Below are 13,016 nucleotides of genomic sequence, written 5' to 3'. Positions count from 1 at the left end.
GCGGCGGTGAGACCGGGCCCGCCCGGCCGGTCTCGCCACCGCCGCACAGCCCGCCGTACCCCGGACCGGCCCGGCCGGTCTCGCCGCCGCACCACCCCGGTCCGCCGGCCGCCCGGCCCCTGCCGCCGCCGACGTCGGTCGCGCCGCCGGCGAAGCCCGGCCGGCCGCCGAAGCAGCGCCGGGGCAAGGCCGGACCGCCGGTCGCGCCGCCACCGGGCTGGCAGCAGCCGCCCAAGCGGACCCGCCGCCGGCGCCGCTGGCCCTGGGTGCTGCTGCTCTCCGTGGCCTGCTGCTGCGGCCTCCCGCTCTGGTGGTTCCAGCCGATCTCCAGCCAGTACCCGGCCAGCGCCACCCTCCCGGACCAGATCGACTCCATGCGGCTACGCCAGGACGACAGCAGCCGGGCCGCCGCCGAGGAGCTGAAATCCCAGGTACGCGAGTCGAACCTGCTCGCCGAGGACACCTTCGCCGGCATCTACAGCACGAGTGACGGCAAGCGGGTGACGTTGTTCGGCAGCACCGGCCTGCGGTTCAGCCCGGAGTCGGACGCCAAGGCGGAACTCGACCGTCTGGCCGGGGACTACGCCCTGAAGGAGTCGGTAACCGTGGACACGGGCGTACGGGGGCGCCACGAGCGCTGCGCCGTCGGCCGGGCGGACGGCGACTCGGTGGTGGTCTGCGTCTCGGCCGACCACGGCAGCCTCACCACCGGTGTGTTCACCCGGCTCTCGGTGGACGACAGCGGGCGGCTGCTGAACGACCTGCGCCAGCGCGTGGTGGTGCCGAAGTCGTAACCGCTCAGGCGGTCTGCTCCCCGCCGGCCTGCTCCCCGCCGGTCTGGTCGCCGGTGGCCTGGTTGGCGCGCTTCGGGGCGTAGCGCGGGACGTACTCCTGGCCGCTGAGCTTCTGGATCTCGGCCATCATCTCGTCGGTCATGGCGCGCAGCGACGTGCGGTCGTCAGGACGGCCGCTGAAGTCCAGCGGCTTGCCGAACTTGATGGTGATCTTGGCGCGGCCCGGTCGCGGGATCCGTGTACCGATCGGCTGGGCCTTGTCGGTGCCGGTCACGCCGACCGGGATGATCGGCACACCGGCGGCGATCGCCAGCCGGACGGTGCCGGTACGCCCGCGGTAGAGCCGCCCGTCCGGGGAGCGGGTGCCCTCCGGGTAGACGGCGACCAGGTCGCCGGCCTTGAGCACCGGGATCGCCGCGTCGAACGCGGTGAGCGCGGCGCGGCCGCCGGCCCGCTCGACCGGGATCGCGCCCAGGCCGGTGAGCACGAACTTGGAGAAGCCGCCCTTGAGCCCGGTGCCGTTGAAGTATTCCGACTTGGCCCAGAACGCCAGGTGGCGGGGCACCACGGTGCCGAGGAGCAGTTCGTCGGCGACGGAGAGGTGGTTGCTGGCGAAGATCGCGCCGCCGGTCGCCGGGATGTGCTCCAAACCCTCCACGTGCGGACGGAAGGCCAACCGGAGCGTGGGCGCCACGGTGAGCTTGCCGATGGTGTAGAGCAGGGGCACGGGTCCTCCGGCGGTCGTACGTGAAACAGGCGCTGTCACGGTAGCCGACGCGGCCGTCCGCCACCGAGCGGGTGGCTCGCAGTCCACTCGCTGGGGCCGGGCCCTCCTCCACCCGAGGGGTGCAGGAGGGCCCGGTCCGCTCACACCTTGCGGACCGTCACGGTCACGCGCTCGCCCTCGCCCGCCTCGCCGTCGAAGCCGTCGAGGCCCTCGGCGAAGTCGATGCTGTCGGCGAGCACCTCCCGGGCCACGAACTCGGTGTACGCGGCGACCGCCGCGCGTACCTCCTCGGAGGCGGAGACGGCCACCGTGATCCGGTCGGAGACGTCGAGGCCGGCGTCCCGGCGGGCCTGCTGCACGACCCGGACCACGTCCCGGGCCAGCCCTTCGGCGGCCAGTTCCGGCGTCACCTCGGTGTCCAGCACGACCACTCCCTCACCGCCGGGCAGCGGCGCGGAGTGCTCGGCGTCGGCGGCGACCAGGCGCAGCTCGTACTCGCCCTCGGCGAGCGTGACCCCGGCGGCGACCGGGGCGCCGTCGCGCAGCTCCCACTCCCCCGCCTTGACCGCCTTGATCACCTGCTGGACGGCCTTGCCGACGCGCGGGCCGAGCGCCCGCGGCACCACGGTGAGCACCTGCTGGCAGTACGCGGACACCTCGTCGGAGAGCACGACCTCCTTCACGTTGACCTCGTCGGCGACCAGGTCGGCGAAGGGCCGCAGCTGGGCGGCGACGGGCGACGCCACGGTGAGCGTCGCCAGCGGCAGCCGCACCCGCAGGCCCTTGGCCTTGCGCAGCGACAGCGCCGCCGAGGCGACCGCCCGGACGTTGTCCATCGCGGAGACCAGCTCGTGGTCGGCCGGGAACTCCTCGGCCTGCGGCCAGTCGGTCAGGTGCACCGACCGCTCGCCGGTCAGCCCGCGCCAGATCTCCTCGGCGGTCAGCGGCGCCAGCGGCGCCACCACCCGGCACAGCGTCTCCAGCACGGTCCACAGCGTGTCGAACGCGTCCGCGTCGCCGGCCCAGAACCGGTCCCGGGACCGGCGCACGTACCAGTTGGTGAGCGCGTCCAGGTAGGACCGGACTGTCGCGCACGCACCGGAGATGTCGTACGCGTCCATCTGCGCGCCGACGGTCGCCACCAGCTCGTTCGTCTTCGCCAGCACGTACCGGTCGAGCACGTGCGTGGAGTCGGTGCGGCGACGGGCGGTGTGGCCGTCGGCGTTGGCGTAGAGCGAGAAGAAGTACCAGACGTTCCACAGCGGCAGCAGCACCTGGCGCACCGCGTCCCGGATGCCCGGCTCGGTGACCGCCATGTCGCCGCCGCGCAGCACCGGCGAGGACATCAGCATCCACCGCATCGCGTCCGACCCGTAGGAGTCGAACACGTGGTAGACGTCCGGGTAGTTGCGCAGACTCTTGGACATCTTGCGCCCGTCCGAGCCGAGCAGGATGCCGTGGCTCAGGCAGTTGCGGAACGCCGGCCGGTCGAACAGCGCGGTGGCCAGCACGTGCATGGTGTAGAACCAGCCGCGGGTCTGGCCGATGTACTCGACGATGAAGTCACCCGGGTAGTGGTGCTCGAACCACTCGCGGTTCTCGAACGGGTAGTGCACCTGGGCGAACGGCATCGAGCCGGACTCGAACCAGCAGTCCAGCACCTCCGGCACCCGGCGCATCATCGACTTGCCCGTCGGGTCGTCCGGGTTCGGGCGGACCAGGTCGTCCACCGCCGGCCGGTGCAGGTCGGTCAGGCGTACGCCGAAGTCACGCTCGATGTCGGCCAGCGAGCCGTACACGTCGACCCGCGGATGGTTCGGGTCGTCCGAGCGCCACACCGGGATCGGCGAGCCCCAGAACCGGTTCCGGCTGATCGACCAGTCCCGGGCGTTCGCCAGCCACTTGCCGAACGAGCCGTCCTTGATGTGCCCGGGGGTCCAGTTGATCTGCTGGTTCAGCTCGACCATCCGGTCCTTGAACTTCGTCACCGCGACGAACCACGACGACACCGCCTTGTAGACCAGCGGAGTGTCGCAGCGCCAGCAGTGCGGGTACGAGTGGGTGTAGGTGTCCTGCCGCAGCACCACCCCCCGCTCCTTCAGCTCCCGGATCACCGGCTTGTTCACGTCGAAGACCTGCTCGCCCTGGTACGGCGGGACCAGCGCGGTGAACCGGGTGTGGTCGTCCACGGTCACGACGGTGGGGATGCCGGCGGCGTTGCAGGTGTTCTGGTCGTCCTCACCGAAGGCGGGGGCCAGGTGGACGATGCCGGTGCCGTCCTCGGTGGTGACGAAGTCCGCGCCGAGCACCTGGTAGGCGTTCGGGCCGGCCGGCTCGACCAGGAAGTCGTAGAGCGGCGTGTAGCGGCGTCCGACCAGGTCGCGGCCGTACACGGTGCCGACCTGCTCGTACCCCTCCAGTTCCTTGGCGTACGCGCCGAGGCGCGCGGCGCCGACGACGTAGCGCTCGCCGTCGCGCTCCAGCAGCGCGTACTCGATGTCGGGGCCGACGGCGAGCGCCAGGTTCGACGGCAGCGTCCACGGCGTGGTGGTCCAGACGCCCAGCTTGACCGGCCCGCGCAGCGGCTCCGGCGCGTTCTCGTCGGCGGTCAGCTCGAACCAGACGGTGAGCGTCGGGTCGTGCCGGTCCCGGTAGACGTCGTCCATCCGGGTCTCGGTGTTCGACAGCGGCGTCTCGCACCGCCAGCAGTACGCGAGCACCCGGAAGCCCTCGTAGACCAGGCCCTTGTCGTGCAGGGTCTTGAAGGCCCACATGACGCTTTCCATGTAGTCCAGGTCGAGCGTCTTGTAGTCGTTGGCGAAGTCGACCCAGCGGGCCTGCCGGGTGACGTACCGCTCCCAGTCGTGGGTGAACTCCAGCACCGAGGTGCGGCAGGCGTCGTTGAACCGGGCCACGCCGAGGTCGAGGATCTCCGCCTTGCTGGTGATGCCGAGCTGCTTCTCGGCCACCACCTCGGCCGGCAGGCCGTGGCAGTCCCAGCCGAACCGGCGCTCGACGTGCCGCCCGCGCATGGTCTGGTAGCGCGGCACCACGTCCTTGACGTAGCCGGTGAAGAGGTGGCCGTAGTGCGGCAGCCCGTTGGCGAACGGCGGGCCGTCGTAGAAGACGTACTCGTTCTCGCCGTTCCGGCCGGCGTCGCGGGCCTCGACGGACGCCTCGAAGGTCTTGTCGGCCGTCCAGTGCTCCAGCACCCGGCGCTCGACCGCGGGCAGGTCCGGGCTCGCCGGGACACCGGCACCGGTCGGGTCGTGCAACGGATAGGCCATCGCCTGTCGCTCTCCCTCAGCAGCTCACTCGTCCGTGGTCTGCGAGGACGAGCCGAATCCGGTACGCCGTGACCGGCGTCCCGGGCGTGGCCCGCGGTACCACCCCGCTTGGCGGCCGAGGTGCGACCGCCCGCTCGTTGGCCGGCTGTGACGGGCCGGTCCCGTCCGGTTCTACTGAGCCGGTGACCCGGCCGTTCTTCCGGAGGCTCGCCGGTGATGGCCGGGTCGTCGCCTGTGCCCGTCAAGCGTACTCGACCCCCACCCGCCGCGCCGCCGAGTATCCCGCCACCCCGGCCCAGGGCCCCAACCCCGTCGATCATGAGGTTGACGGCGATGTCGATCTCCGATTTCGCCGCCAACCTCATGATCGACGCAGTCTCCGGCGCCGACGGCCAGGCTGGCGCGGGGCACGCCATGACCACCGTCACACCGCTGTGCCGTCACACCGCACCCGCCGTGCCCCGTCCTGTCCGCGTACCCGAACCTCAAGGAGGCGGCGATGAGCCGGATGGACATGGCGGCGGTGGCGCCCGAGGCGTACCAGGCCGTGCTGGGCATGGAGAAGTACGTCCGGGCGAACGTGGACCACACCGTGCTGGAGCTGGTGAAGCTGCGGGCGTCGATGCGCAACGGCTGCGCGTTCTGCGTGGACATGCACAGCCGCGACGCGCTGGCGGCCGGTGAGGACAGCCGCCGGCTGTTCGCGGTCGCGGCGTGGCGCGAGGCCCCGTTCTTCGACGAGCGGGAGCGGGCCGCGCTGGCCCTCACCGACGCGGTGACCCGGCTCGGCGAGCACGGCGTGCCGGACGACGTCTGGGACGCCGCGGCGAAGGTGTGGTCGGAGAAGGAGCTGGCGGACCTGGTGATGGCGATCGCCACCATCAACGTGTGGAACCGGGTCGCGGTGACCTGCCAGACGCAGCCGCCGGCGTCGGTCTGACGGCTGACACACGACGGCCCCGGTCCCGCCAGTCGCGGGCCGGGGCCGTCGGCGCGTCGGTCAGGCCAGCTCGGGGAACCAGAGCGCGATCTCGCGCTTGGCGCTGTCCGCCGAGTCGGAGGCGTGCACCAGGTTCTCCCGGTTCGACAGCGACAGGTCACCACGGATGGTGCCGGCGGTGGCCTTGCGGCCGTCGGTGCTGCCGATCATCGCGCGCACCACCTCGATTACCTGGTCGCCGGAGAGCACGAGCGCCACGAGCGGGCCGCTGGTCATGAACGTCTTCAGCGGCGGGTAGAACGGCTTGTCGACGTGCTCGGCGTAGTGCTGGTCGGCGAAGCCGCCGTCCATGGTCCGGCTCACCATCGCGTCGATCCGCAGGCCCTTGCGCTCGAAACGGGACAGGATCTCGCCCACCAGACCGCGGCGGACCGCGTCGGGCTTGATCAGTACGAGCGTCCGCTCGTCCGGGCTGCTGCTGGACACGCTGGGTTCCTCCTGCGCACTCAAACGGGGTTCGGCTGGGTACGGTCAGCGTAGCGACCCGGTCCCGGCGCCGGCGCGGCGGCTGCGTCTTCCCTGGCCCGCCGCGGCGGCCTAGCCTGGCCCTGGAACCCCTGGGAGGTCCACTGTGGCGAATGGCGGGAACCGCACGATCGCGCCGGTACGCAAACTGATCGGGGCGGTGCTGGGCACCGTCGCCACCTTCGTGACCGTGTTCGGGCTCGGCATGACCAGCTGGGCCATCGTGGCGCTCGGCCTCGCGCTGCTGGTGCTGGCGATCGCCCTGGCCACGGTACGCGGCGGCGGCCGCACCTGGGTGATCGGCCTGGGGCACGTGCACAGCGCCTCCGAACCACCCACCCAGTACGCGTTCGGCCGCTGCGAGCTGCAACTGGTCATCGACGCGCCGGGGCTGCCGCCCCGCTCCAAGAAGATCATCGAGCCTCGGGTGCCGGTCGCCAAGTGGCCCTCGCTGGGCCAGGCTCTGCCGGTCCGGGTGGCGCTCGACGACCAGCGGCACGTACGCGTGCTCTGGGACGAGGTGCCCACGCACGCGGAGAGCGCCGCCGCGGTCGCCGACCTGCCGCCCGAGTACGCCGCCGAGCCGGACCCGCTGGACGAGCCGCTGATCGCGCAGGAGGCGCCCCCGTGGGCCGGGCGCGCGCCGGAGGACGACTTCCGCGACGACTATCCGCCCGCACCGGACCCGTACCTGGACGACGTGCCGCCCCGGGCCGAGGAACGCGAGCCGGTGGTGCTGCACCAGAGCCCCGGCGGCCCGGTGGTGCTGGAGGGACAGCTCGTCGAACGGGCCGACCGCACGGCCGGCCCCGGCCCGCTCCCCCACCGCGCTCCGGCGCCCCGCTCGCCGGCCGAGGAGCCGGCCGACGCGGTGCCGGTCGAGACCGTGCTCGTCGACAGCGGGCCGGCCGCCAGCGGGCCGGGCGACACCCTGCCCGACCCGATCGACGTGCCGCTGGACGACCCCTCCGACACGTCTCGGCGCTCCGAGGCGCCGCCGACCGCCGAGGAGCTGGACGAGGCGATCTTCGGCCCGGCGGGCGCGGCCGAGCCCGACGAGCTGGCCAGCCCGATCAGCGGCGTCGGCATCACGCTGCTCGTCGCCGACCTGGACCGGTCCCTCGGCTTCTACCGCGAACTCGGCTTCGACGAGCTGGACCGGGGCGAGGGCAACGCCGTGCTCTCCTCCGGGCCGACCCGGCTGGTGCTGCGCCGGGTGACCGGCGCCGCGCCGATCAGCCGCCGCCTGGTGCACGTCAACCTGGAGGTGGACGACATCCAGGGGGCGTACGAGCGGCTGCGCGACTCCGGCGTCCGGTTCACCTACGCGCCGCGCGTGGTCAACCGGGGCACCAAGCTGGAGGTGTGGGCGGCGGCCTTCCGCGACCCCGACGGCCACGGCGTCGCGCTGACGCAGTGGCGCACGCTGGCCGACGCCTGAGCTGTAGGCGGCGGCCGTCCTCAGCCGAGGATGACCCGCCGCACGTGCAGCGCGTACGCCCACACCAGCGCGAACATCACCCCGAGCGCGAACAGCGACCAGTGCAGCAGCCCGGAGAGCAGCAGCAGGCCCTGGATCACGGTGCCGGCGTGCCACGCCCAGGGGCGGCGCATCATGCCGGCGAGCACCACGCAGGCGACCGCCAGCGCCACGATCGCGCCGATCGCCGCGCCGCTCAGGTCACCGCCGACCACCCGGATCGGCTGGATGGCCAGCAGCAGCACCAGCGCCTCCAGCGACATGGTGCCGGCGCCCAGCCCGCGTACCGCCTTGTCCGGGTTCCGCAACCCCGACCGGCGGACGCCGTCGGGCTGCTCCGGGCCGGTCATCGCTTGAGCAGCCGGCGGGCGTCGGCCACTGTCACCACCGATCCGGTGACCAGCACGCCCACCCCGGACAGCTCGCCCGGCACGTCGGACTCGGCCTCCGCCACCGCCGCCTCGATGGCGTCCGGCATCTCCCGGGTCGCCTGCACCCGCTCCGGCCCGAAGATCTCCCGCGCCAGCTCGGCCAGCTCGTCCACGGGCATCGCCCGGGGCGAGCTGTTCTCCGCCACCACGATCGAGTCGAGCACCGGTTCGAGCAGTTCGAGCAGGCTCGCCGCGTCCTTGTCGCCGAGCACCGCCAGCACGCCGACGAGCTTGCTGAACGCGAACTCCTCCTGCACGGCGGCGACCGTGGCGGCCATGCCGTGCGGGTTGTGCGCGCCGTCGAGCAGCACCGTCGGGGCGGTACGCACCCGCTCCAGCCGGCCCGGCGAACTGGTCGCGGCGAAGCCCTCGCGGACCGCCTCGATGTCGAGCTGCCGCCGGGCCCCGGCACCGAGGAACGCCTCCACGGCGGCCAGCGCCACCGCCGCGTTCTGCGCCTGGTGTGCGCCGTGCAGCGGGATGAAGATCTCCTCGTACACCCCGCCCAGGCCCTGGATGGTCAGCACCTGGCCGCCGACCGCGACCGCGCGGCGCAGCACGCCGAACTCGGCGCCCTCGCGCGCGACGGTGGCGTTGACCTCGGCACAGCGCTCCAGGATCGGGCGGGCCGCCTCCTCCTCCTGCGCCGCCGCGATCACCGTGGCGCCGGGGTGGATGATGCCCGCCTTGTGCAGCGCGATGTCCTCGATCGTGTCGCCGAGCCACTCGGTGTGGTCCAGCCCGATCGGGGTGATCACGGCGACGCCGGCCTGGATCACGTTCGTCGCGTCCTCCGCGCCACCGAGCCCGACCTCCACCACCGCCACGTCGACGGGCGCGTCCGCGAACGTGGCGAACGCCAGCGCGGTGGTCATGTCGAAGTACGTCAGCGGCTCCGCGAACCGCTGGTCGACCAACTCGGCCAGCGGCGCGATCTCGCGGTACGTGGACACGAACCGATCCTCGCTCACCGGCTCGCCGTCCAGGCTGATCCGCTCCCGGACGGTCTCCAGGTGCGGGCTGGTGTAGCGGCCGGTGTGCAGCCCGAACGCCCGCAGCAGCGAGTCGATCATCCGGGCCGTCGAGGTCTTGCCGTTGGTGCCGGTCAGGTGAATCGACGGGTACGCCCGCTGCGGGCTGCCCAGCAGGTCGAGCAGGGTCTCGATCTTCTCCAGCTCGAAGCGCATGCGGGTGAAGCCGCGCGCGGTGAGCGCGGCGTCCACCTCGGCGAACGCGGTGCGGTCGGTGCGTTCGCTCATGAGGGAAGCGCCTCCAGGGCGGCGTCGATCCGGACCAGGTCCGCCTCGGCCACCGCCAGCCGTTCACGGATCTTCGCCACCACCGGCTCGGGCGCCTTGCCGACGAAGGCCGGATTGTCCAGCTTCGCCCGCGCCTGGGTGGCCTCCTTCTCGGCTGCCGCCCGGTCCTTGGTGAGCCGGGCGCGCTCGGCGGCCACGTCGATCGAGCCGCGGGTGTCCAGCGCGACGCTCACCGCGCCGGGCATGGCCAGCGTGGCGCTGGCCTGGAAGTCGTCGCCGGGCGCGTCGAGCCGGGCCAGCGCGCGGACCAGCGGCTCGTGCGCCGCGATGCCCGCGCCGGCCAGGCCGTCGAGCCGGGCGACGACCCGCTGGGTCGGCCGCAGCCCCTGGTCCGAGCGGAACCGCCGGACCTCGGTCACCACCCGCGCAAGGGTGGCGACCTCGCCCTCCGCGGCGTCGTCGATCAGGGTACGGTCGGCGACCGGCCAGGACGCCGTCAGCACCGTCTCGCCGCCGCTGAGCGCGGACCACAGCTCGTCGGTGACGAACGGGATGACCGGGTGCAGCAACCGCAGGAGCTGGTCCAGCACGTGCCCGAGCACCCGGCGGGTGGCGTCGGCGGCCGGGCCACCCTCGGCGAGCACCGGCTTGCTCAGCTCCACGTACCAGTCGCAGACGTCGTCCCACGCGAAGTGGTAGAGCAGGTCGCAGACCTTCGCGAACTCGTACGCCTCGAACTGCTCGTCCACCTCGGCGGTGACGTGCGCCAGCCGGGACAGGATCCACCTGTCGACGGTGGAGAGGTCAGCGGCGTCCGGCAGCGGGCCGTCGGTGTGCGCGCCGTTGAGCAACGCGAACCGGGTGGCGTTCCAGAGCTTGTTGCAGAAGTTGCGGGAGCCCTGGCACCACTCCTCGCTGACCGGCACGTCCTGGCCGGGGTTGGCGCCCCGGGCGAGCGTGAACCGGGTGGCGTCGGCGCCGAACCGGTCGATCCAGTCGAGCGGGTCCACCACGTTGCCGAACGACTTCGACATCTTCTTGCCGTGCTCGTCACGGACCATGCCGTGCAGCGCCACCACGTCGAACGGCTGCACACCGTCCATCGCGTACAGGCCGAACATCATCATCCGGGCGACCCAGAAGAACAGGATGTCGTAGCCGGTGACCAGCACGCTGGTCGGATAGAACTTCGCCAGGTCCGGAGTCTGCTCCGGCCAGCCGAGCGTGGAGAACGGCCAGAGGCCGCTGGAGAACCAGGTGTCCAGCACGTCCTCGTCCTGCCGCCAGCCCTCGCCGGACGGCGGCTCCTCGTCCGGCCCGACGCAGACGATCTGACCGTCCGGGCCGTACCAGACGGGGATGCGGTGGCCCCACCAGAGCTGGCGGGAGATGCACCAGTCGTGCATGTTGTCGACCCAGGCGAAGTAGCGCTTGGCCAGCTCGGCCGGCTCGATCTTCACCCGGCCGTCGCGCACCGCGTCGCCCGCCGCCTTCGCCAGCGGCGCGGTGTTGACGAACCACTGCAACGACAGCCGCGGCTCGACTGTCGTCTTGCACCGCGAGCAGTGCCCCACGGCGTGCAGGTACGGCCGCTTCTCGGCCACGATCCGGCCCTGCTCGCGCAGTGCCGCGACGATCGCCGGGCGGGCCTCGTACCGGTCCAGGCCCTCGAACGGGCCGGGCGCCGTGATGACGCCGCGCTCGTCCATGATCGTCAGCGCCGGCAGGTCGTGCCGCTGGCCGATCTCGAAGTCGTTCGGGTCGTGCGCCGGGGTCACCTTGACCATGCCGGTGCCGAAGCTCGGGTCGACGTGCTCGTCGGCGACGATCGGGATCCGCCGGTCGGTGAGCGGCAGCTCCACCTCGGTGCCGATCAGGTGCCGGTAACGCTCGTCGTCCGGGTGCACCGCCACCGCGGTGTCACCGAGCATGGTCTCCGCCCGGGTGGTCGCCACCACGACCTCGTCGCCGTAGCGGATCGAGACCAGCTCGCCCTCGTCGTCGGTGTGCTCCACCTCGATGTCGGACAGCGCGGTGAGGCAGCGCGGGCACCAGTTGATGATCCGGTTGGCCCGGTAGATGAGCCCGTCGTCGAAGAGCTTCTTGAACATGGTCTGCACGGCCCGGGACAGGCCCTCGTCCATGGTGAACCGCTCGCGGTCCCAGTCGACCGCGTCGCCCAGCCGGCGCATCTGGCCGAGGATCGCGCCGCCGGACTCGGCCTTCCACTGCCAGACCCGCTCGACGAACTTCTCCCGACCGAGGTCGTGGCGGGACAGCCCTTCGCCGGCGAGCTGCCGCTCGACCAGGTTCTGGGTGGCGATGCCGGCGTGGTCCATGCCCGGAAGCCAGAGCGCCTCGTATCCCTGCATCTTCTTGCGCCGGGTGAGCGCGTCCATGAGCGTGTGCTCGAACGCGTGGCCCATGTGCAGCGAGCCGGTGACGTTCGGCGGCGGGATGACGATGGTGAACGGCGGCTTCTCGCTGTCCGCCGACGCCCGGAAGTGCCCGCCGGCTACCCACTGCTCGTACCGTCGCTGCTCTACCTCGCCGGGCTGGTACTGGCCGGCGGGGGTCGGGGCGTCGGGGCGTCGGGCATCCAGTCTCTCGGTCACCCTGAAAGTCTACGGAGCGCTTTCGGGGACCCGACGTGCACCACCTGTGATTCGCGTACGGTGGCGGTCATGTCCGACGCGCATCTCACCGAGCGTCCGGTCGACGGGGGTTCCGATCCGGTCGAGCTGACCGAAGAGCCGATCGAGCTGAGCCGCCGCGATCCCGCGCAGGAGCCCGAACGCCGCCCCGTCTCGCGGCGTCGGAAGATCATCATGGCTGCCCTGCTCGCGGCCGGGCTGGCCGGCGCCGGCGCGCTCGGGCTGGGCGGCTGGCGGGTGCTCCAGCAGAAGGACACCACGCTCGGCCAGCCCGCCGAGGTGGCCGGGCTGGTGCGGGACGACAGCGAGCGGGCCCGCAGCACAGCCGACTACCTGCGCGACGGGCTGGCCGCCGACATCGAGCTGGACCGCGGCTTCGGCGCCGTCTACTCCGACCGCGGGGACGCGAAGCGCTCGGTGCTGCTGTTCGGCGGCACCACGCTGCTCTGGCAGCCCGAACGCGACCTGGACACCCTGTTCGGTCTGATGGCCGACGAGACCGGCCGGGTGGCCGGGCTGCGCGAGGTGGATGCTGGCCGCCTGGGCGGCGTGATGAAGTGCGGCACGACGAGCGGCGACGGCGGCGACTTCGCGGTGTGCGGGTGGGCCGACCACGGCAGCGTGGTGATGGGCATGTTCCCGGGCCGCCGGGTCGACGACGCGGCGGCGCTGTTCCGCGACATCCGCGAGTCCGTCCAGAGCCGCTGAGCCCGCTCGTCCGGGAGCCGGCTCCGGCCGGCTTTCCGGCTGGACGCAATTCAGGGCCACCCCGTGTGGGGTGGCCCTGAATGAAAGATTGTCCGGCGGTGTCCTACTCTCCCACACCCTCCCGAGTGCAGTACCATCGGCGCTGGAGGGCTTAGCTTCCGGGTTCGGAATGTTACCGGGCGTTTCCCCTCCGCCATGACCGCCGTAACTC

9 protein-coding genes, 1 rRNA gene and 1 pseudogene are annotated in these 13,016 nt (G+C 72.3%); 4 read left to right on the top strand and 7 right to left on the bottom strand.

The features are described 5' to 3' along the window. A pseudogene (locus tag F8279_RS26350) lies at positions 1 to 794 on the top strand (hypothetical protein); the annotation flags it as partial. Between the two features lie 4 nt (positions 795 to 798). Here F8279_RS26350 and F8279_RS26345 read toward each other — a convergent pair. Together F8279_RS26345 and ileS are read right to left on the bottom strand one after the other, a co-directional pair. Continuing rightward, positions 799 to 1,521, bottom strand: a complete 723-nt coding sequence (locus F8279_RS26345) for a 1-acyl-sn-glycerol-3-phosphate acyltransferase (RefSeq protein ID WP_151501367.1) — start codon at positions 1,519 to 1,521, stop codon at positions 799 to 801. Positions 1,522 to 1,661: 140 nt separating this feature from the next. Beyond that, positions 1,662 to 4,808, bottom strand: a complete 3,147-nt coding sequence (gene ileS, locus F8279_RS26340) for an isoleucine--tRNA ligase (RefSeq protein WP_151501366.1) — start codon at positions 4,806 to 4,808, stop codon at positions 1,662 to 1,664. A 499-nt stretch (positions 4,809 to 5,307) separates the two neighbouring features. On the opposite strand from ileS, the gene F8279_RS26335 reads away from it, so the two are divergent. Further along, positions 5,308 to 5,748, top strand: a complete 441-nt coding sequence (locus tag F8279_RS26335) for a carboxymuconolactone decarboxylase family protein (RefSeq protein ID WP_151501365.1) — start codon at positions 5,308 to 5,310, stop codon at positions 5,746 to 5,748. A gap of 60 nt (positions 5,749 to 5,808) precedes the next feature. Here the strand turns inward: F8279_RS26335 and ndk are convergent, their stop codons facing one another. After that, entirely contained in the window at positions 5,809 to 6,234 is a 426-nt protein-coding gene (gene ndk / locus F8279_RS26330; RefSeq protein ID WP_091421889.1) for a nucleoside-diphosphate kinase, read from the bottom strand. A gap of 145 nt (positions 6,235 to 6,379) precedes the next feature. Between ndk and F8279_RS26325 the strand changes: the two genes are divergently transcribed. Next, on the top strand, positions 6,380 to 7,714 hold the full coding sequence (locus F8279_RS26325; RefSeq protein WP_151501364.1) for a VOC family protein: 1,335 nt from the start codon (positions 6,380 to 6,382) through the stop codon (positions 7,712 to 7,714). A 20-nt stretch (positions 7,715 to 7,734) separates the two neighbouring features. Here the strand turns inward: F8279_RS26325 and F8279_RS26320 are convergent, their stop codons facing one another. From F8279_RS26320 to F8279_RS26310, 3 genes are read right to left on the bottom strand one after another with little or no spacing between them, the layout of a single operon-like run. Then, positions 7,735 to 8,103, bottom strand: coding sequence for a DUF4233 domain-containing protein (locus tag F8279_RS26320; RefSeq protein ID WP_151501363.1), 369 nt, complete (start codon positions 8,101 to 8,103; stop codon positions 7,735 to 7,737). Continuing rightward, positions 8,100 to 9,443 (bottom strand): folylpolyglutamate synthase/dihydrofolate synthase family protein, encoded by a 1,344-nt coding sequence (locus F8279_RS26315; RefSeq protein WP_091421901.1) that lies wholly within the window; start codon positions 9,441 to 9,443, stop codon positions 8,100 to 8,102. The genes F8279_RS26320 and F8279_RS26315 overlap by 4 nt, the downstream gene beginning before the upstream one ends. Continuing rightward, the gene (locus F8279_RS26310) at positions 9,440 to 12,058 is read right to left on the bottom strand and encodes a valine--tRNA ligase (protein ID WP_151501362.1); all 2,619 of its coding nucleotides are present in this window, start codon (positions 12,056 to 12,058) and stop codon (positions 9,440 to 9,442) included. Before F8279_RS26310 ends, F8279_RS26315 begins: the two co-directional genes overlap by 4 nt. A gap of 69 nt (positions 12,059 to 12,127) precedes the next feature. Here F8279_RS26310 and F8279_RS26305 point away from each other — a divergent pair, with 69 nt between their 5' ends. Next, positions 12,128 to 12,805, top strand: a complete 678-nt coding sequence (locus F8279_RS26305) for a hypothetical protein (protein WP_091421907.1) — start codon at positions 12,128 to 12,130, stop codon at positions 12,803 to 12,805. Between the two features lie 90 nt (positions 12,806 to 12,895). Here F8279_RS26305 and rrf read toward each other — a convergent pair. Continuing rightward, positions 12,896 to 13,012: ribosomal RNA gene (gene rrf / locus F8279_RS26300) — 5S ribosomal RNA — on the bottom strand. Between the last annotated feature and the right edge of the window lie 4 nt (positions 13,013 to 13,016).

This window comes from Micromonospora sp. AMSO1212t, assembly GCF_008868145.1.
Lineage (GTDB): Bacteria > Actinomycetota > Actinomycetes > Mycobacteriales > Micromonosporaceae > Micromonospora > Micromonospora tulbaghiae.
The sequence above is the reverse complement of the archived record's forward strand: the minus strand, read 5'-3'. Positions and strand labels throughout refer to the sequence as shown.

Coding starts and splice junctions, on each gene's coding strand:
- ileS (WP_151501366.1), bottom strand. CDS start 4,808: ATGGCCTATCCGTTGCACGACCCGACCGGTGCCGGTGTCCCGGCGAGC.
- F8279_RS26315 (WP_091421901.1), bottom strand. CDS start 9,443: ATGAGCGAACGCACCGACCGCACCGCGTTCGCCGAGGTGGACGCCGCG.
- F8279_RS26320 (WP_151501363.1), bottom strand. CDS start 8,103: ATGACCGGCCCGGAGCAGCCCGACGGCGTCCGCCGGTCGGGGTTGCGG.
- F8279_RS26305 (WP_091421907.1), top strand. CDS start 12,128: ATGTCCGACGCGCATCTCACCGAGCGTCCGGTCGACGGGGGTTCCGAT.
- F8279_RS26335 (WP_151501365.1), top strand. CDS start 5,308: ATGAGCCGGATGGACATGGCGGCGGTGGCGCCCGAGGCGTACCAGGCC.